The organism is Nitrosospira multiformis (genome assembly GCF_900110185.1).
GTDB classification, from domain to species: domain Bacteria; phylum Pseudomonadota; class Gammaproteobacteria; order Burkholderiales; family Nitrosomonadaceae; genus Nitrosospira; species Nitrosospira multiformis_A.
On sequence record NZ_FOCT01000023.1, the window covers coordinates 1 to 26,459 of the forward strand.

Annotated in this window: 20 protein-coding genes and 2 pseudogenes; 4 read left to right on the plus strand and 18 right to left on the minus strand. The window is 51.5% G+C overall.

What is annotated here, in order from left to right; genetic code table 11:
- Positions 1-225 (plus strand): annotated as a pseudogene (locus BMY01_RS16230) (DNA polymerase III subunit epsilon); the annotation flags it as partial.
- A gap of 37 nt (positions 226-262) precedes the next feature.
- Here BMY01_RS16230 and BMY01_RS16235 read toward each other — a convergent pair.
- The 5 genes and pseudogenes from BMY01_RS16235 to BMY01_RS16255 all read right to left on the minus strand — a co-directional run.
- Entirely contained in the window at positions 263-496 is a 234-nt protein-coding gene (locus tag BMY01_RS16235; protein WP_074749160.1) for a hypothetical protein, read from the minus strand.
- A gap of 437 nt (positions 497-933) precedes the next feature.
- Positions 934-1,614 (minus strand): thermonuclease family protein, encoded by a 681-nt coding sequence (locus tag BMY01_RS16240; protein ID WP_175463303.1) that lies wholly within the window; start codon positions 1,612-1,614, stop codon positions 934-936.
- Positions 1,615-1,710: 96 nt separating this feature from the next.
- Positions 1,711-1,878, minus strand: a complete 168-nt coding sequence (locus BMY01_RS18500) for a helix-turn-helix domain-containing protein (protein WP_254772798.1) — start codon at positions 1,876-1,878, stop codon at positions 1,711-1,713.
- 1,878 nt (positions 1,879-3,756) lie between these two features.
- The gene (locus BMY01_RS16250; protein WP_074749162.1) at positions 3,757-3,966 is read right to left on the minus strand and encodes a cold-shock protein; all 210 of its coding nucleotides are present in this window, start codon (positions 3,964-3,966) and stop codon (positions 3,757-3,759) included.
- A 388-nt stretch (positions 3,967-4,354) separates the two neighbouring features.
- A pseudogene (locus tag BMY01_RS16255) lies at positions 4,355-4,729 on the minus strand (integrase core domain-containing protein); the annotation flags it as partial.
- Positions 4,730-4,962: 233 nt separating this feature from the next.
- Here BMY01_RS16255 and BMY01_RS16260 point away from each other — a divergent pair.
- Both BMY01_RS16260 and BMY01_RS16265 read left to right on the plus strand, forming a co-directional pair.
- On the plus strand, positions 4,963-5,445 hold the full coding sequence (locus BMY01_RS16260) for a response regulator (RefSeq protein ID WP_074749163.1): 483 nt from the start codon (positions 4,963-4,965) through the stop codon (positions 5,443-5,445).
- A 134-nt stretch (positions 5,446-5,579) separates the two neighbouring features.
- The gene (locus BMY01_RS16265; RefSeq protein ID WP_217638692.1) at positions 5,580-7,451 is read left to right on the plus strand and encodes a hypothetical protein; all 1,872 of its coding nucleotides are present in this window, start codon (positions 5,580-5,582) and stop codon (positions 7,449-7,451) included.
- A gap of 95 nt (positions 7,452-7,546) precedes the next feature.
- On the opposite strand, the gene BMY01_RS16270 is transcribed toward BMY01_RS16265, so the two are convergent.
- The 12 genes from BMY01_RS16270 to sbnA all read right to left on the minus strand — a co-directional run bounded on the left by BMY01_RS16270 (position 7,547) and on the right by sbnA (position 22,505).
- Complete coding sequence (locus BMY01_RS16270) at positions 7,547-7,735, minus strand: hypothetical protein (RefSeq protein ID WP_074749165.1); 189 nt, start codon at positions 7,733-7,735, stop codon at positions 7,547-7,549.
- Between the two features lie 206 nt (positions 7,736-7,941).
- Positions 7,942-9,054 carry a PepSY-associated TM helix domain-containing protein gene (locus BMY01_RS16275; RefSeq protein WP_074749166.1) on the minus strand — a complete coding sequence of 371 codons (1,113 nt, stop codon included), beginning with the start codon at positions 9,052-9,054 and terminating at the stop codon, positions 7,942-7,944.
- A gap of 84 nt (positions 9,055-9,138) precedes the next feature.
- Positions 9,139-11,235, minus strand: a complete 2,097-nt coding sequence (locus BMY01_RS16280; RefSeq protein WP_074749167.1) for a TonB-dependent siderophore receptor — start codon at positions 11,233-11,235, stop codon at positions 9,139-9,141.
- Positions 11,236-11,489: 254 nt separating this feature from the next.
- Positions 11,490-11,933, minus strand: coding sequence for a ParB N-terminal domain-containing protein (locus BMY01_RS16285; RefSeq protein WP_074749168.1), 444 nt, complete (start codon positions 11,931-11,933; stop codon positions 11,490-11,492).
- A 17-nt stretch (positions 11,934-11,950) separates the two neighbouring features.
- Positions 11,951-13,156 (minus strand): type III PLP-dependent enzyme, encoded by a 1,206-nt coding sequence (locus BMY01_RS16290; RefSeq protein WP_074749169.1) that lies wholly within the window; start codon positions 13,154-13,156, stop codon positions 11,951-11,953.
- The gene (locus BMY01_RS16295) at positions 13,153-13,914 is read right to left on the minus strand and encodes an HpcH/HpaI aldolase family protein (RefSeq protein ID WP_074749170.1); all 762 of its coding nucleotides are present in this window, start codon (positions 13,912-13,914) and stop codon (positions 13,153-13,155) included. Before BMY01_RS16295 ends, BMY01_RS16290 begins: the two co-directional genes overlap by 4 nt.
- Entirely contained in the window at positions 13,905-15,686 is a 1,782-nt protein-coding gene (locus tag BMY01_RS16300) for an IucA/IucC family protein (protein WP_074749171.1), read from the minus strand. Before BMY01_RS16300 ends, BMY01_RS16295 begins: the two co-directional genes overlap by 10 nt.
- Positions 15,687-15,690: 4 nt before the next feature.
- Positions 15,691-17,427 carry an IucA/IucC family protein gene (locus BMY01_RS16305; protein WP_074749172.1) on the minus strand — a complete coding sequence of 579 codons (1,737 nt, stop codon included), beginning with the start codon at positions 17,425-17,427 and terminating at the stop codon, positions 15,691-15,693.
- Positions 17,424-18,608, minus strand: a complete 1,185-nt coding sequence (locus tag BMY01_RS16310; RefSeq protein WP_074749173.1) for an MFS transporter — start codon at positions 18,606-18,608, stop codon at positions 17,424-17,426. Before BMY01_RS16310 ends, BMY01_RS16305 begins: the two co-directional genes overlap by 4 nt.
- Positions 18,601-20,391, minus strand: a complete 1,791-nt coding sequence (locus BMY01_RS16315; RefSeq protein ID WP_074749174.1) for an IucA/IucC family protein — start codon at positions 20,389-20,391, stop codon at positions 18,601-18,603. Before BMY01_RS16315 ends, BMY01_RS16310 begins: the two co-directional genes overlap by 8 nt.
- Positions 20,392-20,403: 12 nt before the next feature.
- Positions 20,404-21,429, minus strand: a complete 1,026-nt coding sequence (gene sbnB / locus BMY01_RS16320; protein WP_074749175.1) for a 2,3-diaminopropionate biosynthesis protein SbnB — start codon at positions 21,427-21,429, stop codon at positions 20,404-20,406.
- Positions 21,426-22,505 (minus strand): 2,3-diaminopropionate biosynthesis protein SbnA, encoded by a 1,080-nt coding sequence (gene sbnA / locus BMY01_RS16325; RefSeq protein WP_254772800.1) that lies wholly within the window; start codon positions 22,503-22,505, stop codon positions 21,426-21,428. The genes sbnB and sbnA overlap by 4 nt, the downstream gene beginning before the upstream one ends.
- A 789-nt stretch (positions 22,506-23,294) precedes the next feature.
- Between sbnA and BMY01_RS16330 the strand changes: the two genes are divergently transcribed.
- Positions 23,295-25,538, plus strand: a complete 2,244-nt coding sequence (locus BMY01_RS16330; RefSeq protein ID WP_217638693.1) for a TonB-dependent receptor — start codon at positions 23,295-23,297, stop codon at positions 25,536-25,538.
- Positions 25,539-25,817: 279 nt separating this feature from the next.
- Here the strand turns inward: BMY01_RS16330 and BMY01_RS16335 are convergent.
- The coding region (locus BMY01_RS16335) for a DUF932 domain-containing protein (protein WP_439331415.1) at positions 25,818-26,459 on the minus strand (642 nt) is incomplete at its 5' end.

The window sequence follows — 26,459 nt, forward strand, 5'->3', positions numbered from 1 at the left end:
TCATGGCCCTATCCCGGCAGGATCGGCATACGGGAATACAATGCGTCATCCGGCCGATCGGAAGTGCATGTCTTCGACTACTGGTGCCACCTGGGAACGGTGGACAATGAAGCCGGTTTGGATGATGTGCCCGGGATGCGCTCATCCATGAAGTTTGATCTCGATACCTACAAGCTGCTGCTAAAGACCCTGGGAAAGCAAACAGAGGTGATTACGTTTGGATAGCTGGTCCAGGTGCGAAAATGACGCTCGTATGCAGTCTTCATGCGCGCTCAAAACTTCCTTCCAACCACAGCGCCATGAGCTGTTTGGAAATGTCGCGCAGATCCCAGCGTGAGGGATCCAGGCTGTCCTTATTTTCAAGCGAAATACGGTCTATCTTTGGATTATTTGGCGAGCGCGTCACTCTGGCTGTGACACCGGATTGGTGCACTGCCGTTCGGGAAATCATTTCAAGTGTCCAAAGTGAACGCCATGCCTCGTCATCCCTATCCATGCTATCCGCTCCCTCTTAGCCGTTGCGCATCGTTCATACGGCCAATTTAGAGCAAATAGCATTTTTCTTATGGGTGAAAAAATCCTGTTTTTTCCTGTCTTATCAGGGGAACGATTTTTCTCATTGCGAAAAGTCTGCCGCAATCCTGATTAGCACAGAAAACCCAAGCTGAGACACAAGATCAGACAGTTATCAACAGACCTATACATGCCAGTTGGGAAAAACCTAGCTTAGACTCCATGCCGTCTTCACTTTAAGTAGCGAAGTCTTGACCCTGACAAGATTAATTGCAGGAGAAGGTGTTTTTGCAGTCGGAAATTTGTACATAGTTCCCATCATGTTCCTCTATTTAAGCCGATAGGTAGTCCATCAGAACGTATGGGTGCCAACTTTTTTACCCGCCCCCACTGTCGCGTTGCATAAGAGCTGGCCTCGATTCAATTAGCTCCATCGGAAGCGGGACGAGTTGCAAGACGCACAAGCTCCATGAGTCCGGGCAGGGTGGAGGCAGACTTGAGGGCATTCCGACAAATCCCACAAATGACGGGGTCGATCTTGTACCGGAATTCACCAAGCCTGATCTCGCACCCATCGTCTGCAACTGATGGAGACTTATTGTGCCGGAAATCCCACGGTGCGACAGGCGCCACATCATTCCACAGTCCAATGCCCTTGAGACTGGCTGCCTTCTGAGCCTCGGCATAAAGCTGCTTATCAGCCCGCCGCAGATCTTTGTCATACTGTTTGTAATGCCATGCCAGCCCGGCCTTGATCTGCTTCAGGTTTACGTCCTGCCCATTCAGCAGCACTTTTCCCAAAACACGCTGATAGCGGTCTTGCTTGTGCCACTCCACGGTAACTGTTTTGCCAAATACCAGATCAGCCAGGTTTTGCCGGGATACGGTGCCAAACGGCTGTGCATGTTCAGGCGCATCAATTCCCAAAAGTCTGATCTTGTGCTGCCGGTTTGATTTGTCGAGGACTGTCAGGGTATCGCCATCGGCGATCTTGACGACGCGACCGCTCAATATTTCTGCTTGAGCGAAGCAGGTGCATGAGATATAGACAGCCAGGCCGGCTATTAACCGGCTCAACTCAGCTAATCTATCCCGTGACATTACACGTTACCTTGATGGTAGCTACCGCCTGCATCAAACCCTCGAGCAAGATGTTCTGCAGCTTGTAGCACTGAATTTGGGACACTTTCGGCAGCGTCATGCCGGTGAGGCGAGCAGCCGCGTCTGACTTAAGCCTCGCCTGCCGATCAGCTCGTTTAGCTTGACCGCGAGGACCGACTTCGCCGATGGTTCCTCTCCACCGTCAAAACCGGGGTTAGCCAGTACATTGACGGTACCTTGAGAATGCTCTTTGTGTGTCCTCATGATCTCCATTTACCCTCATATAGGGGCGAGCACTGCCTTCAACCGTTCTCGATCAACTGCCCGTCCGGTTGCGAAGTGATGATGCCAGATTTTGCCTTCTTCTGGAACGCATGCAGCACACGCATGGCGGCGTCGATACGTACAGTGTAAACCCCGCAGGATTCTCCTCCACCTTACGGGAACGTCTTCTCTCCTGACGGAGCCCTGCCATTTATAAGCCCTTACTCCTCGAGAAGGATGCAATTGGTTTGGAGGAGAGACTTTTGATCAAGTACTCTACCAATGCCCTTAAAAAGAAAAAGGCTTACAATTTTATACGCAAGCCTTTGTTTATGGTGCTCTGGTTGGACTCGAACCAACGACCAAGGGATTATGAGTCGCTTATAAACATGAAGTCACAATAGGTCACAACAAATAATAATCGACTCTTCAATAACTTGCCGTTCTTTCTGTATTGTGACTTGTTGTTCTTTTTCGTGAGTATTTATTTCCAAGTGCTCCATAAGTGCTCCACGTACCTCCGAGTAAACTGTCGTCGCATCAATCATTGAGTGGAGGGATCCCGCATAGCGTTAGGGCCGCTAGGTTTGAGATGATCCAGAGCCACCACAGTCGCTTTGAGCCGAAAGAATCCCTTTTTGAACAAATCGCTGTTTGCAAATTTATAACCTTCTGGAGCGGTGGATGCAGAAAATGATCGTGTAGGCCTCTAGCTGGTCGCCTGGGAAAGGGAAATTTTACCCATGATAAAATACGTTATCATGGGTAAAAATATCAGCGATTCATGCTCTTTTTTTTGGCTAGCACGGCATCCTTATTTTGTTTTCTCACCGAGCAATGCATCTCCCGCACGCTTTCATTCCCGTCTTCTAGGATCCTCTGCCGGCACATTTGCCAGTCCGAGCAGAGCTCCCAGTAGCTCCCCCCGATCGAATACTGGAGCACGGGTCTCGGAATCTACGAGACCTGTGAGAATCAGCAACTCGGCAGCATTGTGCAGCTCCTAGTTGATGGATGTAAAGTCAACGCACAGGTTCGTCTGCTTTGCGACTTCTATCGAGCTATCCTCTCGTCCAATGTTTGAGTAGTCATAGCTCCTGTATCGCTATGTGTAAGTTGCAGTATGAGTCTCAACCTCGATTAGGTTTTTTATATTACGTACCGTTCACTCATCTCCACCCTAAGCCGCGATGCGTATTAGTTAGTCGTTCGAAGGGTGATTCCTTGAGTGAAAGATAACCGCGGATTGGGAAATTGGCCCTTTGACTTCGATTCTGGTCGCGGGCACGCACTATGAATTATTAAATCATCAAAAGCTGTTCCCGTTTATTCGAACCGTTGATGATTTCCTAAAGAAAGCCCTTTAAATTACCGAACCATGCTCTCATAGTCCGTTCGTTGTCCCGCTATCAGTTGATATTTGATTGCGGGGGGACCGCCTGACTCCAGATCGATCCAGAATGCGCTACCGCCACCACAACACTTTTGACACCCATTTCTCCTCCCATAAATTCAACCAATTTTTGGTAACGATCAATCAGAGGCCACTGTCTTCCTCAGAACCCGTCTCAGGGTCAAGGCGATTGAATGCTGAAACAATTTGTCAAGCTGGTCTTGAGTCAATCCAGAGCCAGTGCCATGAATGCGAACGCAGTCACCCCAGAGGCATTTGAGAATACTCAACGGCGAAAGAAAACGAGTGACATGGCCTAGGGCGCCACAAGGCTCATTAACTCCAGGCGGAGTTCCGCAACAGGATAACTGTAAATAGTAGAGAGTTCGGGGACTGAGAAGCGGGCGCGGGTTAACTGCGGGGGGACGTTACAATTTCTCAAACGAAAATCCTGTTTTGGGATTTTCGTTTGCTTTGCTGACTTTTTACTGAGGTCTAATATTCGATGCTTGTAAACCCTTGGGACCGGTTATCACATCAAAAGTGACACGCTGGGCTTCGTGCAGCGTTTTGAAACCTTCACCCACAATTGAAGAGAAGTGGGCAAACAAATCTTTTCCGCCTTCATCTGAGGTAATAAAGCCAAAGCCTTTATCATCGCTAAACCATTTCACAATACCTGTTTCTGTTGCCATGTCATTTCTCCTTAATAAAATTCCACTCACAGTGATCTGCAAGTGATCAGCCACTGAATATCAAGGGGAAGAGTCAACCAGAGGTATCGTTTTACAGCTTGAATCCAAAAGACCTACTGTAGGATACACGCTATCTGAAGAAGGTCAAACTTTATTTCCCATAATCGCCCAATCGGTAGTCAAGACTATAGGGTGGATCCGAGTCTAGACAGGGTGGATTGAGGTCAGGCGCCATACTGGAGGACGGCGAAGTAATGGCATGGGGTTCCTGCTATCACAAAGAAGTGTCAAACTAAGTGACCATATCGCAACCATCTGAGTCGCTGGGATTTTCGGGACCATTCCGCAAGTTGGTTTTCGGCATTGGTTCAACCCGGCCAGGATCTGGAAGGCCTGTCCGTCGTAGAAATTCGGCTGGCGACAGGTCATTGAGAGTCGAGTGAGGCCGGCTCTCGTTGTAGTCCCGCCTCCAGTCCTCGACGATCGCTTTGGTCTCTTCCAGCGTTTCAAACCAGTGCAAGTTAAGGCACTCTTCCCGGAATAATCCGTTAAACGTCTCAATGTGGCAATTATCCGTGGGTTTTCCCGGTCGACTGAAGTCGATCCGTGCCTTGTGATGGTAGGCCCAGAGATCGAGCAGCTGCCCCGAGAATTCGGCTCCATTGTCGACAAAAAGATATTGGGGAGGACCTCGGCGCGCGGCCAACCGGTTTAACGCGGCAACCACACGGTCGCTTCGCAGACGCTGACCTACTTCGATCGCTGCTCTCCCCATTATCTCCTAAGGACCAATAGCTAATAACTTACCTTATCCTCTGGCAAGATCTTGAGATGCCCCTTGCCCTTCTTTACTTCTCGTAGTTGGGTTGCGGCTAGCAGAGGGTGCGGTAGCGAACGATTGGCGTAAACAACTCGTGATACTGTCTGCGCTCGGTCGTCAACCATTGCCCCTTCAGCATTGGGAAGACGAATATCCCGCCCAACAGGAGACTAGGAATGCTGCGCAGAAATTTGACACTTCTTTCCGGAATCAAGGTCTTGATCATCGATGACGAACCAGAAGCGTTGGACCTCACCGAACTTATGTTGTCTTTTTATGGAGCGCAGGTCATTACCTGCCTCACCGCAGTTCAAGGATTGGAGCGGCTGCGGACGTTCTGCCCCGATGTGATTGTTTGCGACATCAACATGACGCGAATGAACGGCTACCAGTTCGTTCAGGCCGTGCAGGATTTTTCCACGGATAAAGGCAGAAATACCCTTGCCATTGCGCTCTCCGCTCCAGGCAAGGAGGAGGCGCAAGCCTACGCGCACGGTGCAGGTTTTCAGAGGTATCTTTGCAAGCCTGTGCAGCTGTTGACACTACTCGAAACGGTTGCAGAGTTGGCTGATAGGCCAATCAAGAAATCAGGACAACAAGGTGCAGGTACCGGGCCGGAGTGGATGCCAGTTTCGGAAGTGAGCGGATTTGCGGCATGAGCCCATGGACAACCTGCTGGAAAATAATGAACCCATTTCCGTTTATGCGAATCGCTCCAGGTAGGAACAGGTATTGATAATCTCCTGTTCAATGCCATCCAGTACACCCTCGCCGGAGGAAAAGTTACCATCAAATGGGAAAAATTTTCCCCAACCCGGTTCCGGGGATAAAAGCAATGACAAGAAAGGCAAGCCTCTATGATATCTGCGATCAGCCCATCCTTGAAGGCGAGTGCCCTACCCCGGCCGGCTTCAATCTTCGGCTCATATACAAGAAACTGGCCGGCCATCCTGTCCTGAAGTATTTAATTCTCAAAGGTTGCCGACACCCTGCTATAAGTCTGACAGAAATATCCCCTTATCAAGAGATGATGCGTAAAGCCATGCAAGCTAACGCTGACAACTGGCAAGATCCGCTATGGATTGAAACTACCTTCAGTTCTTTGGCTCGCCTTCTTGATAGCATCGAAAATCCCCGGTGGCAGCAACGCGAAAAGGCTGAGCAACTCGACAACGAGCTGACTCGAACAGATTTGCAGAAGATGATCGATAACTGTCTCCAGGACATTTTACGGATTTGGGATAAAGATAAGAACGATCCTTGGTTTCCAGTTGCCGCACAGGTCGAGTTGTCGGGCGATGACCATATGGATGGTAAGAATTTCATCAACGTGCTTCAGGGGGTGGGTTCCTTCGAATATAAAAACATCACGGTGTTGTTTGCATTAATGCGCTGCTTTCTGATGACGAATCCCGTCCGGCTCAGGTTCATCCGCAGATCGTATCGCGGGATTTGCGAGCCTATGTCTGCATCCTTTGCCTGGATCTGGCACAGAATTGCCTTTTCGGATGTCAATTTTTTCGAGCATTTGCTTGTGTTTTTAGATTCGGATGCTTCGCGACGGCATTATGCTCGTCTCGTCCCGGTCCTGGAAAATCTACTGCGCTATTGCGTGTGTAGCAGTCAGGAGTGGCTTGAGACACCGAATAACCATATCCGGCACCCCGCTATCACCTGCTTGCCCAAAGATGCGGAGGGACGACCTCTTTGTCGACTGTCCGAAGACGCCCTGCAAAAGAAACGAGACCTGGGATTCGGTGATTTCGTTCCAGATACGGATACCACCTTTCTTACTTTGGCGATGGCTAGAAAGTGGCTTGTTTTTGTACAGCGGGAGCAACTGACGGCGGATAAAGTGCTTCTCGAAGCTTGTGAGTCATTGCTGAATTATCCTTGGGTGGAAATTATTAGCGAATACCAAGTAGGTGGTAAATACAGCTCAAATCCACCCACCATTCTGATCACCAAGCCCCTCGACTACGAGGGTGCCGTGCCGATATGGTTTGATAAAACATTCAAGAGAGACGGTAGGATAATCCGGGAAATATTAGGTAATGAGATTTGTCCGGGTCATAACATGGACATTCTGGACGCCATTCTTGTTAACCGGAAACAATGGTTGGCTTTAGAGGGTGAAAACCTGGCCTTTTTACAGCGGTTGCTTGATTTTCATTATCGAGCTTTTGCAAGTGGCAATTTCTGTCATGAAACGGCCTTCAAGTATTATCTGCCAGAAATTTATGTCTATTATTTGGGGCGCATGTACCGAACTTACTCAACCCTCGCTGATATAGATAAACGCATCCTTGATCCTAAAGGAAAAATTGAAGACATGCGCCGGATTGCCCAGCAGTATTGCAAGGATGAGCTAGTCGGGTATTCCCTCAATGCCTTCGATGCCGCCTTGGCCGTATCCGCGCTCGTGCTGCTGGCATATGAGCCAAGACATGACGGAGTTATAGCTGCTGGCCTAAACGTGCTAAACCAGACGATGGGGGAAGGCAAAGGCAGGCACCTTTATAGAGCTTATGAATGGAACCGCATGCGTCATCCCACCCGAATTCTTGTTGGGAGTGAGGTTGCAACTTCGCTGTTTGTGCTGAGAGCCTGCACTGAAGCAATGCGCTATCTCAAAAACGAGGAATCTATAAATTCGGGAACATGACAGATACCGCCTGGGCCACAATCGTGAAAATGTGGTCTTTGCTAACATGCGACAGGTAATTCCCAACTGTCGCTTCCCACCAGCCATGTCGAGATTCAGAGCGGACATGAGCGCTGCAACCTCTTTCGATAGAGTATTCTCCCGGCCGATACGGGATTAATCGAGGCCGCGGTGCAGACAGCAAGCAATTCCAGAAGGTCTTCCTGCGATTGATCCAGCAGCCACACAAACAGTTCCTTGCCCTCCTGGCATTCGTGTTTGAACGTTCTGTTATCTACTTGCATATACCCTCGTGACAACCTCTCGTTAAGGCTAGCTCTAATGAGAGGCCGATTAATCCCCCAGAAAGCCCATCACTAAATACGTTTTTGATTTTTGATCGATGCCCTATCACATCATTTTTAAAACTGTGTGAGAGCAAATAATCATTAGCTACGCCAGAACAGGTTCTGGTATAAGAAAATTCAAAATTATGTCCTGCAGGGTGGAACTAATAGGCAACTTTAGAGTTGTTTTTATACGCCCTTGCCTTTCTTCTATTTCTCCACATCATATAGCCCGTTGCAAATAAAAAAAGAGGGGCGAAGCCGATCACCACTTGCAACATGCGAGTGGCCAGTCCACCGATTACTCCGGTATGAATGGGATAAAAAGTGTTAAAAATGCGGGCTCCCAAAGAAGCATTTGATGCATTTTCGACGAGTAATACGTCTCCCGTATATTGATCGAAATAGACGAAGCTTCGACCATTAGGATTAAACTCATCAGGTGTTTTCTTGCGCACGACAAGCGGAGCCTGAGGTGTCTGAGGGAAAGTTATCCAGGTAGTTGGGGCAGGAAGGATGTGGTCGGCATGATTTAATAGTGCGTCAAGGGAAGGTATAGAGTCCGCAGTTTCATCTACTCTTGAATTGGGCGGGGAAGGTCTTGACGCACTGGCTGTCAGGGAATTGATGAGTTCAGCTACAGTCTTGTTGAAAACCAGGGAAACGCCGGTGAATGCAACAATGATCAAAAAGATTATGGTATAGGCGCCAAAAGCGCGATGGGCATCAAAAATAAATTTTTTCCAGGGTGCTGTCCAACCGATTTTAAAGCCTCTGGAAATATTTCTTATTCCATTGGGCGGCCACCACAGGAAGAGTCCCGTCCCGCACAGGCAGATCAATAGTAAGGCGCTGACGCCGAGAATGTTTTTCCCGAGCTCGCCAACCAGCAGTTCCGTATGCAGCAGTGCGATCCATCCCATGAAGGTGTCTTTCTGACGATGCCCGCCGAGCACTTCCCCAGTGTAAGGATCCGCATACACGAACAAGTCGTGAGCGTTATTCATCTTGAACAGATAAGTTTGCTGCGGAGTTCGCGGCATGCGTAGATAAAGAAGCTTATCCTCAGGGTATGCGCGTTTGACTGCATCCAGCACAGCCTGCACAGGAAGGCGTTCCTCGCCTACCGCTGTTTCCATGAGTTCGGGATGAGTAAGTCCTTCAATTTCATCCCGAAAAACAACCATGCTCCCAGTCAGTCCACTCAGAATCAGAAACAGGCCGGCAGCAAGACCAATATAAAGGTGAATATTGAAGACAACTCTACGTGTTCTCATGAGAGAGACCTTGAATAGCCCTTACTAACGGGGGAGGAACTGAGCCCTCCATGAGGTTGCCTTCCCCCATCGGAATGGGATCAGTCAGAATTCGACCCGCGCCACGGTTTTGGCCATGATAGGAGCCCCTACACCGAGCAAGCCATTACCTGCGGTACTCCAGTAGTTGCTGTTGGTTACGTTATCCACCACCGCCTGGATCGTGGTGCGCTTACCCGCTATGCGGGTTGCATAACGCGCATTAAGAGACAATATAGCGTAGTCATCCACGAAAGCCTGATTTGCAGTGTTGACTGGACGCCTGCCCACATAGTACACACCGGCGCCAAGGGCCAGGCCGGGCACGCTCTGCAAACGATACTCCGCAAAGAGGCTCGCCGTACGCTCCGGCGTGTTATCCGGTATCCGGCCAAACGTCGCAGGATTATCCCTATTTAACTGCTTGGCCTCCATGAACAGGGCTGATCCGATAAGGGACAGTTGCTTGGTTATCTCCCCGGAAGCCGCCAGCTCAAAGCCGCTATACTGCGCCATCCCGTTCAAAACAAAGCGGTTGGCTGCATCAACAGTAGTCGAGGCGCGCTTGATATCGAAGTAGGCTACTTGTAGCAGTATCCCTTCTGCGACCATCGCCTTTACGCCTGCTTCCTTTTGCTTTGATACCGCCGGGGCGAGGATCTCACCGCTGTTGGCGCGATTAGCCGGCGCCTGCCCGCTCTCTTCGACTCCCTCGATGTAACTTGCATAGAGCGATACATTGGGAATGATCTTGTACAGCAGTGATAGCGATGGATTAACGTTGGTTGCCTTAAAGTGAGTGTTGGTTCCGACACTCTCATAGAAGCTGCCGCGCACTCCCAACATTACCTGCAGTCTGTCCGCAATCAAAATGCGATCGGATAGATACACACCCAGATCCGTTATTTTCGAGAAGTTAGAGCGGAATGGGGCGGTGGGGGATAATCGCGCGATGTCATTCGGATGGAACAGATTCTGCGCCACATCGGCAGTAGATGAAGTGCGCGGATCCTGGCTCCGTTCGTTACCAACAAAACCCAGGGATACTTCATGCGTGATGAACCGGCCCGGCAAGCGGCCGAAAACTTCTGCACGGAGATTTTCGTTATCCCAAACCTGATTCCGATTAAAGAAGATGCGCAGCGTACCCTGGCCCGTGGCAAGATTGTAATTCTGGAATTGGGAAAAATTACGGTCGCGCATGGTACGCGCCTTACCGGCTTCAAGTAACAGCCCCCAGTTGTCGCTCAGTGCGTAGTCGGCGCGAAGCAGCAGGTTGGTCGCTTCGGCATCATATTTCTGCCACTCCCCCGCAAGGTTGCGGCGGGCATTTGGAACAGGCGGCAGCGTTATCACGCCATTCACCGCTGCAGGCGCCTGGATTGCGGCCTGCTCCGAAGCCTCCTTACGATAATGTTCCACATCGAACTTGATGGAAAGCTGATCGGTGACGCGCCAGTCAAAAGCCCCCGACATCAGTGCGCGGTGACCGGAAAAATTATGAATACCGATATCTTCTCTCCCGGCGAGAAGATTGATACGCGCCCCGAATTGCTGTGCATCCCCGAAACGTCGGCCAAGATCAATGTGTGTATTGACGCCGCCATAGATATTCGCCATCAACGAAACATTAGCGATGGGATCCTTGCCAGCGCGCTTGGTGACCATGTTGACAATGCCAGAGGGAGGCACAAATCCATAATACAGAGAGGAGACGCCTTTAAGTACTTCAACGCGCTCCTTGTTCTCCATCGGAATATCGATCAGGTTGATGATCGGCATGAATCCATTGAGCCGATAATTGCTGCGATTCTCCACGAGAATCCCGCGGATCGAGAGATTGTCGTATGTCGAACCGTTCAGTTGCGCGCGAGTCACACCGGCGGTATTGCGCAAAGCACCGAACAAACTGGTGGTTGCTTGCGCATCCAGCACTTCCCTCGTCACGACATTGCTGGTCTGGGGGACATCAATAGGCGCCATGTCGCGGAATGTCCCGACCTGCACCGTGTCCGATTTGAAGCTCCCTACGCGTTCTCCGGTAACAGTTACAGCGGGAAGCTGTTTTCCTGGCTCAGCCTGAGCGGAAAGCTGAGCGTTTGCCTGCTGAATCAAAGATATTAGGGAAGCTGCAACGATTGCTGAGAAGCAATTATTTTTCATAATTTATTTTTCTAGTTTCTAGTTATTAGTCCGCTCCAGCAATCACGGAAATTTAAAGCCGCCTGCTACTCCTCTTGTAACTTGTAAGCCTTTATGTAATTGCTTATCGAGCCCCATCAATGCATTATGCTATATGTATATAAGTAAGCAGACAGAAATGATTATACGTCTCATTACGTCATTTTTCTAGACGCTATACCAGCTTTTACTTAAACCCGTTTTCCCATTGATTCTGTTAAATAAGAATATACGGCTCAGCTAGCCAGAGAGCATTGCGATGTCATCGAAGGCCGTAGTTCGGCTTGACCTTGTAGCAATGGCAATGAAATGTTGCAAAGAGGAAAAGGCGATGGAAACAGGTGACGAGTCGTTTTCGGTGGATATAACTCACCCGTTCTAGCGCGACGTATGATTTCCTCAGGGTTAACGAGGTAGCTGTCACGGGTTGCATGGACTTTCACGTAATCATAATCAAGCAGCAGGCAGGGAACGTACTTCAGCTTGAGCTGTTGAGCCGCCCTCAGGCGATGATGACCGTCCATGACAGCATGGCTGGTCCTTTCAAGAGCAATAGGAATACGCCAGAGCTGCTCGTGCAGAATCACATCCGCCAAGGCCATTGCATGGTTGGAGTAGTGGCATTCGTTGGGACGGATCTGCTTGACGGGCACAAAATGAATGGGAAGCGAACAGAGCATGGTTAATCCTTTTTTTATTAATTATCGAGAAACAAGCGTTCGGGATGAGGATGGCTTAAAAAATCGTGATGCGAAATGTGCCAACCGTAAGCCCCTGCGAGCAAAAAGACGACCCGATCGCCGGCTCGAAGGCGTTCGACATGAACCTCGCGGGCAAGCGTGTCCTTGGGGGTGCATAACTCGCCACAAAGCGTGACTGGAGCATTGTGCACAGCTGGACGCGAAAAAGGGTAATGCCAGTCATCCTGCGGCAACACGAGGAAGGGATGATTGTGTTGCCAGGAAACCGGTAGCCGAAAGTGATGCGAGCCGCCGCGAAGTATAGCAAAATGCTTCCCGTAGGCGCTCTTTATGTCGATGACTTCACTTATATAGCAGCCGCAGTCTGCAGCAAGAAAGCGGCCGCACTCGAAGACAATCTTGAAGCCCGGCTGATGTGCGCTAACCAACCTCGCCAGGCCATCACAAAAGTTTTCCCAGTCGAAAGGTGCATTCGGGTCGGCATAGTTCACACCAATGCCGCCGCCAACGTTCAACCACTCAAACTTCAGCCCATAGCGTTGCTGCCAGTCCTCTGCCAGGTCAAAGTAATGTTTTACCAAGGCGAGGTGGGTATTTGCATCGAGATTATTGGAAATCGCATGGATATGCAGGCCCCTAAGGTTAATGTTGGACAGGGTCTGGATTAGTTCGAGCAAAGATGGAACTTGGGCTTCCTCTATGCCAAATTGAGTGGCTTGCCCGCCCATGCGTAGTGTCGCGTGTTGCGGCACGTGGGCCGGATTAACCCGAATTAGAATATCTGCCACTTCATTACGCTGCCAAGCAATCCAGTTCAGGCGCCGCAACTGGTGCTCACTTTCCACGTGGATCAGCGCGATGCGATGACTGAGCGCGCCTTCCAGTTCAATATCGCTCTTGCAGGGCCCACCGAATACGATAGGCACGGAATCATCGATAGCGCGCACACGCAGGATCTCGCCCAGGGACGCCGCTTCAAAGCCGTCTGTGTGATTGAGCAATGCCTTCAGTATCGGCTCATCGCTGTTTGCTTTGATCGCGTAAAACAGCATGCACTGCGATGGCAAGCTACGGCGCAGCATATCCGCGCGCCGACGTAGATGCTCGAGATCGTAAAGATAGGCACATACTGGCTGATGGTAGGGCTGCGAGTGACCCTGTGCGTGGCTGTGCAGATAATCTTGTAAATGTTGCAGGTTCATTGGGAGATAACCTTAGTCTGGTGCTTCACCAGATGCTCCGCCATGGCTCGACGCGTAATGCCTCGGTCATCGCCAAGAATGAACATACGAATATCATCACGATAAGCTGATTCGAAATCTCCAGGTACTCGCGGGATGGCACAGAACGTTTTATGGTGAGCACGGGCTACGGCGCTAACAAGTGATACCCCTACCCGCACCTTCGGATGATGTGTCTGCCAGGGGAGACCGAACGATTGCGAGAGATCGGCTGCACCTTCCAGCAGGACGTCCACCCCCTCTACCCCGGCAATTTCCTCGACGTTATCAAGACCTTCACGGTCTTCAATCATTACCACCACCAAGGTTTGCTCTCCTGCCATATTCGTAAATCTCGCCAAGTCGTCGCGACCGTACCGGCTATGCCAAGTAGAGTTAAGACCGCGCTGTCCCATGGGGGCGAAATGGCAAAAGCTAACTGCATCTCGTGCTGCTTGTGCTGTGCGAATACGCGGGAACACAATTCCTTCTGCCCCCGCATCTAATACTTGCAAGACCTGATGAGGCGAGGCCACACGGACTAGTGCAGCAATATTGCTGGCGCGTGCCGCCAAAAGCATGGCAGCGAGTTGGTTGGGATTGATTAATGTATGCTCCAGATCAATTACGACGAAATCGTAGCCAGCCGCAGCGATTAGCTCGACACTCAGCGCAGCTGGAATGGAACAGAACACGCCATACACTACATCGCCTGCTTGCAGGCGTCCCTTCAGGTGCATAGCTCTTCAACCTTGGCAAGGGGGTTAATCGCACGCTTCGTGCGTAATCGGACTTCTGGTTGAAAACGACGGCTTGCCAGCAACTCGACGCTTACATCATCCGCGAAGCAATCGAACAAGGCATAGCGCCCTTTACTCTGAGGATGACGTTTCTGGTGCGCCCGCAACACATCCCCCGTGATTTGCCAGAATCGTTGTTCTGTAGTGCCGTAGTGACACAGGAATACCCAGGCCAGCTCCGCCAGATTGACGAAAAAAAGCGCATCAAAGGTAAAATCCCTCAACTCATCTGCAGCTGCTGTTTCCAGGAAAGAGTTGGGGTTGATTTGCACGTGCTCCTTAGGCGGAGCGGTGAGTACGGGAGCAGGTGAAGACAACAGCGCTTTACTGAAGCGCACTCCATCATGGAAGTCCTTAAGGGCGACCCGGGTGGGTAGCCCCTCCTCCATCAACAGCACCATATTCTGCGCATGGGACTCCAACGCCGTGCCATGTTCCCAAAGCAGATGCAGCACGGGCAGATACGCTCGCTCGACAAGTCGTCTTAGCCATTGTTCGGCCCCATACCGCTGTATCCATGGATCAATGAAGGGCTTGCCATCAGTATCAATGTGCATTACTGCCGTCATGGGTATGGCCTTTTCTCTCCCACGCAAATAGCTATGCACGCTTTCGCGCCAGATGCATGACAATGCACCGTATTGCCCATGAGCAGTACCCTGTGGGGTAAAGCTCACGCCGGCTACTTCCCGTAACAGTACGGGACGCGCCAGAGGTGAAGACCAGTCAGTGCGTTCCGCCAAGGCATGCATCCAATCGCTAATAACAGGAGCATTTTCTACAGTGTGCGGCGCCAGCACCCGTGAGGTGGACGTATTGACGAAGTTCATCGAAAATTTGAGCGACAACCGTTCTCCGTTACTCAAGTTACTTAAGGTACGAATCGACTGCTGAGGCAAATACTGGTCAGTTAATAAGCCTATCGCCAGCAGTTCTCCCCGCGCCATGGACTGGTGATAGCTTGGCAGAACGACTTCATCCCATTGCCATGGATGAACCGGCAATGGCAGATAATCTTCTGGCTGTAATCCGCGTTGGATTATTTGGTCACAAAAATACTTTGAGCCAGCTTCCCCCAACATCACAATGCTTCTTTCTTCATCGTCGCCCATCGTACTGCTAATTGCCCAACGACAACGGCTGCGGGCGACGGCGAGCAAGATTGGTGTCATGGGAGCGGCCATTTCTGGCCCATACATCTTGTTATCACCCAGGGTAAAGCCGGTGCGGGATTTGTAAGCGGGATGATAGAGATGGCCGTCGGTCAGCCTTGCCTCCAGGGTGTCATAATCTTCCCCGCGCAATAGCTTTCCATCCCGTGCAAACAGCGCTTGTGCATCCTTGATCTGTGTCGCCAATAATTCTGCCGAAAACTGGCTGAGCCGGCTCTCGTCTGCGGTTAGCCAAGGCGCAATCTCGGCCATGAATAAGGCAGGATCACAAGCTTCGTCGCTTACACCGCGCTCAATGCGCAGCAATGGGGTAGTGATGCGTACGCGGCCAAAGCTGATAGTCTGACGAGCTTGGCACTGATAACTGATAAGGGTGTTATTAGAAGTACGGGCCGGAATGTTCAGTTTTTTGCCATCCCAGGTGCAATGTGGAAGAGCCTCTTCAAACAACAGCGCCTCCAACAGTTGGCGTAATACTCGACGGCTAGCCTGGTGGTAAGCCGGGCTATTAATAAGGTTGTTGTAGTCAGATGAATTCATTGCGTCATCTTTGAACTAGAAAGTTAGGTATGTGCACCCATAAAGGACGCTCGCCATGCTGGTAAAAGCTGCTGAGCATATTGGCCTTCGCGGGCAAGGTGGCTTGAACAAGTAGTTGTCGTATTAGAGAGTCATCTATCGAACTCAGAACCATCGTAGTATCCCGATATAACGTGGACTCTGTAATCAGTCCAGTGCGAGCCAGACATGCGATAACGTGACCTATATGATTCACCAGGACGTAATACTGGAAACGGTGCCAAGCCTGTTCCTCCGTGTAGAGGGCGGGACTATCAAGGGGCAGGCAATCGAGGAAGGGGAAGCGGTCCCGGCTGATGCTGACACCTTCCATGTCTCGCACGTAACCACGCACTGGCCAGCCATCGTGGAAAGCAATCAAGGTGTTTTGCAGGTGGGCTTCAAGGCTGACGCCATACCTCAAAAACAGACTGAGCATAGGCAACAGGGTAATGTCGAGGTAGCATTTCCACCATCTACGGATCAGCTCCTCGTCAAGCGGTTTTGCCTGGGCAGCTTCGCGCAATAAGGCCAGTAACGGTATTTCCCCATCGGCGGGTTCTTCCAGTACCGCCACTATAGGCCGAACCTGTCCTGCTTCACTTGTGGAAATCCCTTGCCGGTAAACCACTGCACAGGCTGCACGCAAAGCTTCATTCGGCAGCTTCAGCGTCTGACTCGCTAATTCCGGGAGAATGCGGAATGCGGGCTGCTGGAGCACGTGGTCAGGCAGTAAGGACAGTGCCAGGCTTGCGTCCAACGCACGCCTTACCTGCTCGGTTGGATTGTTGCGTATGAAATTAGTAATGCGGATATTTAGTGACAGCTTAAGAAATAAGCTTTGATGAGGAAGCCACACGGTGCGTACGGAAGACGTGGGCCATGCCACCTCGCCTAGAGGGCCAAGCGAAATTAACTCCCCGTCCTTTAGCATCAGGCGTATTTCCGGCAGATCCAGCAGGTAGTTTGCCTGCCAAGGATGACAGGGCAATAATCCATAATTTCCATCCGCAAGCGGATTCCGGGAGAACATTGCCACTTCCGGGTCAAGGGAAGGAGGTTTCCCACTGACGACACGCATGTCCATCATGCTCGTCTTGACAGCAAAGTAATGCAATCGAAATGAAGCGCTTAGTTCAGGGGCATAGCGTTGCATGTCTTCTTCGCTGAACCCTTCGGCAGCCTTTGAGGTGACATGGAAAATGTGGCCAAAGCGAAGGCTTTGCTCAGCTCTAACGAAAGGCGGGCGCTCCTCGACAGGCTTATGTAAATGGAAGCGCCGGACTTGGGCTATGCTATTCCTCATTAGTGTTTTCAACCTCTGACGGTTGTTTTCCACTATTTCCGGAGGCTGAGAGCTGTTTAAAGCAAGTTCATCAGCAATCAGATCAACAAGTGGGGTAACGTCATATATCAGAGGTTGCCATTCGCCATCATGGCCAATCCATGCGAATGGTGCCAGGCGGTTATAACCGATTGGTGAGAAGCAGGAAAATGCCCCCGCCAGCTGATACCCGGCCCGTGCAAACGAAACGAGGTATGGTGCCAATCCTGCCGCCCGCCACGCTTCAATGTAGGGATGAAGTTCAATTGGCCCCGCCTCATCCGCCGCAAGACGCGGATCAAAATACCCTGTTTCCCGGCAATAGGTATTGAGATACTGCTCCACCATGCGTCGCTCTATTGGGGCCATTTGCGGAAGAGGTAACAAGATCGCAGTCATTTCCTTATCTCTGCAAAAGAGAAGCAAGCGGTACGATTGTAAAGAACCAGTAAGCCCCCGATGAAGAACAGTACGGCAACAGGCCAGACGAGGCTGATAGGGGAAAAGACGGGCAGAAGAAGCATAATAAGCAACGGACCTGCGAGTTGGCCAACCACCATGAAGCTCCTGCTTAATCCTGTCACATGGCCATATTCGGAGGCCGGCAACTGCCGGCTGCAAGCTAGCAATACCGACTGCATCAGTGCTGCATAACAAGCCCCTTGACCCAATCTCAACAAGGCGATAAGCCAGATCTCATCGATTACAACCAGCAAACCGGTCGATAGCGCGCAACCCATGGCGGCGATAATGAAATAACGTCGTGGTTCACCCCGGTCGTTTAAATGACCCCATAGCGGAGCAGCCAGCATGGTTGCGAGCCAGCCCAGGGCGTGCAGCAGGCCCACCTTGCTGGCAATTGCCTCACCGCTAGGAAAACGCGCCGACAGGTAAAGCGCGAAGACATTGACGAAGGCGAATGCAGCTGCCTGAATTAAACAGGCAGCCAACATCCAGTTGCGCAGATTGCTGTCGCTGAGTACGGTACGCAAACCAAAAAAAGACAGACCTGAGATCGGCACTGCTTTTCGTGGCTCGCTAAGTTTGCTCCAAAGTATTCCGCCAGCAACTCCCGTAAGCATGGCGCTGGTAAGCAGCAATGGCTTAAGCGACCAATAGTCCAGCATGATGCCGCCCAGAACGGGGCCGGCCAAGGCGCCGCTCGCAATCGCGCTTTCCTGCAACCCCAATGAGCGGCCGCGTGAGGTGTCATCGCTGATATACCCGATGAAGGCAGTCAGTACCACTCCAATGGTACTGACGCCCTGTAGCAGACGGCCCAACATAAAGCCGTATACAGTTGATCCCAGCGCCATCAGCAGCATGCTGGCGATGAATACGCACAGTGAAATCAACAGCATTTGCTTGTAGCCGAAACGGTCGCACCATTTGCCAACGTAAGGAGCGAAACATAATGTTCCCAAAGCAGGTGCCGACAGCGCGAGGCTGCTCCAGTGCCCTGCACTGCTCCCATCCATTTGTTCCAGCGTTGCGATATACAACGGCATAATGGGAACAAAGACCATCAGCCCTAGCGTGGTTACTGCTTGGCAGACGAGTAGCACTGTAAGGTTACGCATAGATTGTTCCTCCACGCCGATTCACCTCAATACTAGTCCGACTAATGGCTAGCAATGGATTGGGGAGCTGACCCATGGCGCTCGGCATACCGGTACTGAAACTTATAGTGCCAAGTAGCGGAGCAAGCAATTGCTTGAATGGCCAGGAGGATTCCTCGAGCAGCAGGCTTTTGGCCTGACTGGCTATTTTCGAGGGTAATGGAACGCGCGATAGGCATGTTTCGAGTGCATGCCGTACGATATTCCAACCATGGCTTTCTTCTCGTTTATAGCGTGTAGCCAATGCGGCGAGAATGGCGTATAGATTGACCTCAATGGCCAGTGTTTGCAGATAGGCCAGCAGTTCCTGAGGCGTATTCAGTTCTAGTGTATTTGGCGTGGAGCGGTCGACGATATAATGGGGAATTGTTACACCCTGGGTCTGCATCGCGTGGCAAATGCGCAAGGTGTCGTGGTCACGCAGCACCAGCGTGGAAATACGCTGATCCTTGAAAGCCAGCAGTACATTTTGCCCATGCAGCTCAGGCATGGCGCCATGAGCGAAGCAGCGCAGTCCCAGCTCGAGCAAGGCGGTGGCGATATCCTCAAACATGGCCCACGCGGCTTCTTCCTGTCCGTTAAGGCCAATCAGGTAATCAAATGCGGGCAATCTGCCATCAATCGAGACTACGGGCAATGCCGCCATTGGAATCAAAGTTGCACCAGGTAGCGCCGGATAGCGACGAATCATGCAGGCGAACTCTCCCGGCTCGGATACGAGAGAGTCCGATTGCCGCATCGCCCACCAGCAATCCTCCTCGCACAGCAACAGATTGGCTGCCAGCCAGTCATCCTTAATGCGCAAAGATTCCAGATAAGTGCTAGCAAGGGTACCATTGTGCAGATAGCGAGGCGGTAAGGTGCGGATTGCACCCAGGGTGCGAACGGAAAGCGCGAGCTTGAGATGGATGTCGGGATACCCAGTAATGGCTAGGGAACGTAGTGAAGCGGTGGGAACAGCTGTTCCAAATCCTGCACCAAGATCAACACATTCATTGAGTTTTGGAGAAGTCGTCTGGATAAGATGCTCCCATTGCCACGGATGAATCGGCAACCACAACCAGTCTTCATTATCAACGTGGCGAGCACGAGCAATTTCCCCCAACTTCTTATGCTGTGTAGGATCAAGCAGATTCTCAGCTAAGGGCTGCCCGACCATGGGCGCTTCTGACCCGCTAACTATTCGATCTCGCGATATCGCAACCCATCGTAGCGGAAGTGCGGTTGCCGTTTCAGGAGCGTAAACGCAACCATCGCTGCCGCTCCAATCCTTGGCTCGGGCTAGAGGATGAAATGGCCGGTCCTTCAAGCAGCTTAAAGCTTCCCAGGACAGCAAATCTTCTGGGGCACTGAGAAGCCGTGTTGTGATATTACGCTCATGTGCTGCTGTGAAAGCAGCCTGGGCGTGGGCGAGGCTGAAGAATCGCGCAAAGCGTCCGGTTTGATCCCGCCACCATTCTGCGGTTTGCAACACCTCAGCAACCTTATTGATATCAACGTCTGATGTGTGCTCTCCAGTATGCAAAACCGCGAGAGGGTTCAGAATCCGGAATGGCCTCAAACCATCTACCCACTCCACCTGCCAGCTTAACGACCGAGTATTATTCAGGGCAATGTTAAGAACGCTTTTGCCCTCAGGCAGTGAACTCATTGTGCAATGGGTGCGAAAACCGTAGAGGTCTTCCAACCAAAGTGCATCGAGCACATCCTGAGCCAACCGAGTTGCATATGTATGAGGAAGCATGGGCTATACAGATCAACCGTACAGCGGGAGCTGGATGCCGATTCCCTGCTCATATGCAAGGCGGTAAAAATGGCGAGCGCAAACGATGTCGTCGAGTGCCATGCCCATTGGATTGAGCAGAATAATCTCGTCATCATTTTCTCGGCCAGGCCGACGCCCGATAACGATCTCTCCTAGTTCCGCATGTAGCCGTTCGCGGCTAAAGCGTCCTTCCAGCACCAGCTGGTTGATAATTTTTTTCTCGCGGTTAGATTGGTCCCAGTCATCTACAACTACCTTGTCAGCCTTCTCATAAACGTTCTTATGAACGTCCATAATGGAGATGTTGCTGATGAACACACCGGATCTAAGCCACTCATAGGCCAGGTAGGGTGAATCCGTTACTGTGCAAGTTACAACAACGTCCGCCGCACGCACTGCCGATTCTGCCGAGCCGGCATTAATAAAATTCACCTCGGAGTAATTTTCCATAAGAGCGGCGATCAATGTCTCGACAGCTGCGCCCGACAAATCGAATAGATGAATACGTTCGATACAAGGAAACTGTTCCAGTAGTGTCTGCATTTGCATGCGCGCTATGGGGCCGCATCCGATGCACGCTACATCGGTAAAACCTTCCCGAGCTAGATAGCGAGTCGCGACTGCAGTAATAGCGGCAGTGCGCATCCCGCTGATCAACGAACCTTCCAGGATTGCGATCGGGTAATTGGTTTGCGTATCGTTAAGAACAATGATTGCGCTGGCGCGCTCAAGATCAAAGCGGCTGGGGTTGTGCTGGCGGCTGCCCACCCATTTCAACCCGGCGACTGGCTGTTCGCCACCCAAATAGCACGGCATGGCGATAATGCGATCAGCAATATGATCTGCTCCTGGCCAGCGTAGATATGGTTTGAGCGGTTGAACGTAGTCGCCGCGAGCATGGGAGACCAATCCATCCACTATCGCCTCAACGTAAGGGTGGGACTGTCCGCCTCCTAATGCGCGTAGATCGTTTTGGCTAAGATAGAGCAAGGTTGGAGAGGAAGTTGAGGTTTTCATACTTTTTGTTCAAGAGTGGTTTCAGTAAAGATTTTTAGGGTACGAGCCAAATGGCGTTCCTTCATGCGTGCCACCCATTGGTCGTTATATACGGTATCCAGATAACGCTCTCCTCGATCTGGCAAGATCGTGAGAAAGCGGGCAGGCTTCATTAAGGAAGCGCAGATGCGCTGTATAGCGGCAATGACAGAACCGGAAGAGCCTCCTGCGAAAATTCCTTCGTACTTTACTAACTGACGGCAGGCCACAGCAGATTCATAGTCATCAACGTGAATAGCCTGCCCGAGCTCCTCTCGCTTCAATAGTTCAGGTACTCGGCTCGCACCTAATCCGGGAAGTTCGCGAACTGCCGGCGGGGTGCCAAACAGTATTGAACCGAAGGCATCGACAGGAATGACTTTTAAGTCGGGCCATGCTTCTCGCAGACGTCGGGTGATGCCGTGGATAGTGCCTGAGGTGCTAACACCTAACACTAAATAGTCCGGGGGGTAATCGAAATCGTGTAGAAGCTCCTCCCCCTCACCGTAATAATGGCTTTGCCAATTACGCTCATTGGCATATTGATTGGGCCATATTGCATCCGGTTGCTCACGCAACATGCTCTTAACCCGCTCGATTCGGGTTTCTAAATACCCGCCTTGGCGATCCTTCTCTGTAACAAGCTCGATATTGCCCCCATAGCACTCGATAATTCTCCGGTTCGTGGGTGACATTTTTGGATCAACTACGGCGGTGAATCGCAATTTATGCAAACTGCAAATCATGGCCAGTGCAATAGCAAAATTTCCGGAGGAGCTTTCGATGATGTGGGATCTGGGGCCGATGGATCCATCTGCTAATCCACGCTCTATGATGTACTTTGCTGGCCTATCTTTGATGCTGCCCCCGGGATTGGCCATTTCCAGCTTTGCTAACACTTCAAATCGTGGATCATTGAACAGACGGGAGAGCTTAACAACAGGCGTCTTCCCTATACCATCTAGGACATTCCGAAAAATCATTTGGCACCTAAGGTCTAAGTTAATTGGAGTTTCTCTGTTTACTTTTTTTATTCCGATAATCGGTCCTTTCAGCACATAGCCGTTTCCCTACAGGAGCATGACTAGTCCCTTTTTCCAAAGGAGCAGGGCTACTGCGAAAAAGGACTAAGCGACAATAGCCAAAAGATAGCTGACTTTGCCTCATTACGGATGTAACAAAGGTACAATCATTAACAATGATAATATTAATAATAATGATAACAATTCGTATTATCTGACATAGGCATAAGAAGCAGGAAGGCGGTGAACTCAGCCTGAGCATCTACCTATACTATTTTCTTACATTCGAGGATTTATCTGCTTTTATATAGAGACGGATGACGCGATCTCCTTTCCAAAACTGCATTACGCGACCTCCTGTTCCCGGGTCCCCTCCACCAAATCCATATGTAGCGGTGCGCTAGCTTGCAGCACTCGCGACGATAAAGATGGCAGGAGATGGCACGCTTGCGAGTAGTTAGATGACTAAGAAATGAAAAAGGAAAAGGAAAAGCCGCTGCAGGCACCGGCATGAAGCTTAGTACTAGTCTGGCAAAAGAAATGTAGTCACGCTGCGGTCAGCTTCGGTGATGATCCAGAACAAGGAGGAGAAACATTTCAGGAAGAGGAGAAAGGACGGTCTCCCTGCCTCTTCAGACTTTTACTGGGTATATATGCAACTCTGTTATTTGAGTTCTCGCAGTATTTTCTTTTACATGAGAGAATGATTCTCGATTACAATATGCAGGTTTTTCTGCAGTAGCCGTGTAGAACCGCACCAGCCAGCATTTGCCAGCCAGTGCATATTACAGTGCATATTAAGAAAATAAGAAAAAGGAAAACACTGTGTTGCGCAAGCTGCCTTCTATCTCGCTCTCCTCGTGCGCCTGCATGCGCATGCTGCTCAAGTCCCTGGCTTTTGCCATACGTATGGTCTTTGTAGGCCTGTTGACTGCGGGATTCATCAGCCCTGTTCATGCGCAAACTGCGCCAAAGGAAAAACAAGAAGCTGCCAAAAAGGAAAAGCAAGAAGGTGCCGCCGGCGATGTCACGACACTTCCTGAGATGAAAATCAGCGCGGAACGTCCTGATGAGCTTCCACAACCCTATGCCGGCGGACAAGTTGCGCGCGGCGGACGACTCGGCGTGCTCGGCAATATGGACCTCATGAAGGCTCCTTTCAGCATCAGCAGCTATACCTCACAGATGATGCAGAACCAGCACGCAATCACGGCAGCCGACCTCTTGACCAGGGATCCCTCAGTCCGCTCTACCGGTCAACGCGGCGGTGTCGTCGATTCCTTCTATATTCGCGGCTTTCCGATCGGTGAAGGCAACGTGGGGGAATTCGCTTTCGATGGGCAGTACGGCGTGGCCCCCAACTACCGGATATTTACCGAATACACCGAACGTATCGAGGTGCTCAAGGGGCCTGCTGCGCTGCTGTATGGGATATCCCCGAACAGCGGTGTTGGCGGCGTCATCAATATTGTTCCCAAGCGTGCCTTGGCCGACCTGACCCGACTCACGGGCAACTATTTATCAGGCGCGCAGGGAGGCGGACACCTCGATATCGCCCGGCGCTTCGGGGCGGATCGCCAGTTCGGCATACGGCTCAACGGCAGTCATCATCAGGGCGATACGCTCCTGGACAACCAGTTCCGCCAAGCGGATATCGCTTCCGTGGCGCTCGACTATCAGGGCGAACGGTTTCGGGCAACGCTTGACGCCTTCGGCCAGTATGAGCGGTTCAAGGCCCCGTCACGCCCGTTCCTGGTTGCTGCCGGGGTTGCCGTGCCGTCGGCGCCCAATGGCCGGCGCAACGTCACTCAACCCTGGAGCTGGTCGAAAATCAAGGATGCGGGGCTCCTGCTCAAGGCCGAATATGACCTGTCCGACGCGCTGACATTGTTCGCGAGTGTCGGCGGTGCCCACACATGGGTGGATCGGCTATCGGATCAGACGCCGACGATCCAGAATGCCGCCGGCGATACCAGTTCAGTACCGATGTTTTTCAGGTTCGGTATTGACCGCTCCAGCGCAGATGGCGGATTGCGCGCCCGGTTCAATACCGGTCCCATTCGCCACAACGTGACGCTTCAAGGCACCGGTTATCGTGATCGCCTGGAGCGAGGCTCCACCGCTGGCACAGCAGTATTGTCCAACATGTATTCCCCGATTGACCGTCCCGGTCAAGCCCTGGCCACGCCTGGTCTGATGAAAGTCTCGGAGACCGAATTCTATGGAGGCGCATTAACCGATACCGTATCCATGGCAGAAGAGCGTATATTGCTTACCCTGGGTGTGCGCTTCCAGCAGGTCAGATCGGACAATTTCAGCTCAACAGGCGCCGTCACGTCCACCTACGACAAGGGGGCGATCACACCGCTGGTGGGCTTGGTCGTCCGGCCCTGGAAAAACGTCTCGATCTACGCCAACCGTATGGAAGGGCTTAGCAAGGGTGACATTGCCCCTCAGATCGCAGTCAATGCCGGCCAAGCTCTTGCGCCCTACAAAACTGAACAGATTGAGGTCGGTGTCAAGGTCGATTACGGCCGCCTGATTACCACGCTAAGTCTCTTCCAGATCAGGCGGCCCAGTCCTCTGCTCACGGACAATGTCTTTTCCCTCACTGGCGAGCAGCGCAATCAAGGCTTGGAACTCGCCATGTTCGGCGAACTCGTGTCAGGGGTTCGGCTGCTGGCCGGTGTGACACTGGTGGATGGTGAATTAACGAAAACCGGCAATCCTGCGACGCGGGGCAATAGACCTGTCGGCGTGCCGGTATTGCAAGCCAATATGGGCGCCGAATGGGACATGCCGTGGCTGCCGGGGTTCATCTTGACCGGCAATCTCGTCCACACCGGCAAACGATATATCAACCAGACCAATACGCAGAGCGTGCCTTCCTGGACGACGTTTGACTTTGGCGCGCGCTACAGCGCCAAGGTGCTTGGAAAATCCACCATCATCCGCGCCAATCTGCTTAATGCATTCGATCACAATTACTGGGCAGGCGTGGCCTCTTTCAGTACTTTATCACTCGGCACGCCACGCACTGTACTGGTGTCGGCCACGGTAGACTTTTAAGTAGGATGCGCGCCACAACTCACCTTGACTCCCACCCCGGAACCCGTAAGTGAGCAGTATAGAGGGCGTACATCCATGAACGTAAATCCTTGGCTCGTGGAGAGACGCAATGAAAAGAAAATTAATTTGAAAGCGGTCGTGCTTTCATTGGCATTTTGGAGATACTTTTTGACGTGGGAAAATAAGGCCGGGGGCCAGTATTGTCTACTGGCCCCCTGTAATACAGCTACTTCAACTTTCTCATTTCCTCGGTCAGCACCCATAAGGCGCAATTAAGCTTCACGTTCTGGTCAATGCCGTCACAGCGCGAGTGCTTATGGAGCGTCCAGATTTGCTCCGCCCCCTTATGCCGCCCTTGATAAGGTTTTCTTGAACACGGCTGAATGTCGTCCACATGTCGCTTGCGCGATCCGAAAAACGCCGCGGCGTCAGCAAATCCCGCTCCGTAATCGGCGCCGGTTTTTCCGAATCTTCATATTTGAGGGTCAGGGTGGCTCGTGCGAAAGCCATTTGCTCGCCTTCATTCAGCGTGAGCGATTTCATTTCTTCAAGCTGCTCGCCGACGGTCTCGAAGCTCTCCAGCACAGTATATGCTCCGTCAATGATGGTGTTCACGGCATCGCCGTTATGCCGCACCCGTATATCATGCAGGGTGTCTCCGCACACCATTCCATTGGCGCATACGAACCGGAACATCCCGGCCATCATCTGGTAGGAACTGCTCCCGTCATGGCTGTTTAGCAGGATGATCTCGTTTGCTTCCGCACCGTTGATCTGGCTGGCATGGCGCAAACGAAGCATATGCTTGGTGTATTCCCGCTTTCCCTCATCCCGCACCCGCGCCTGGCAAACCATGAAAGGCTCGAATCCTTCATGGCGCAGGCCCCGCAGGATTTGGCTGGTAGGGATATAGGCGTACCG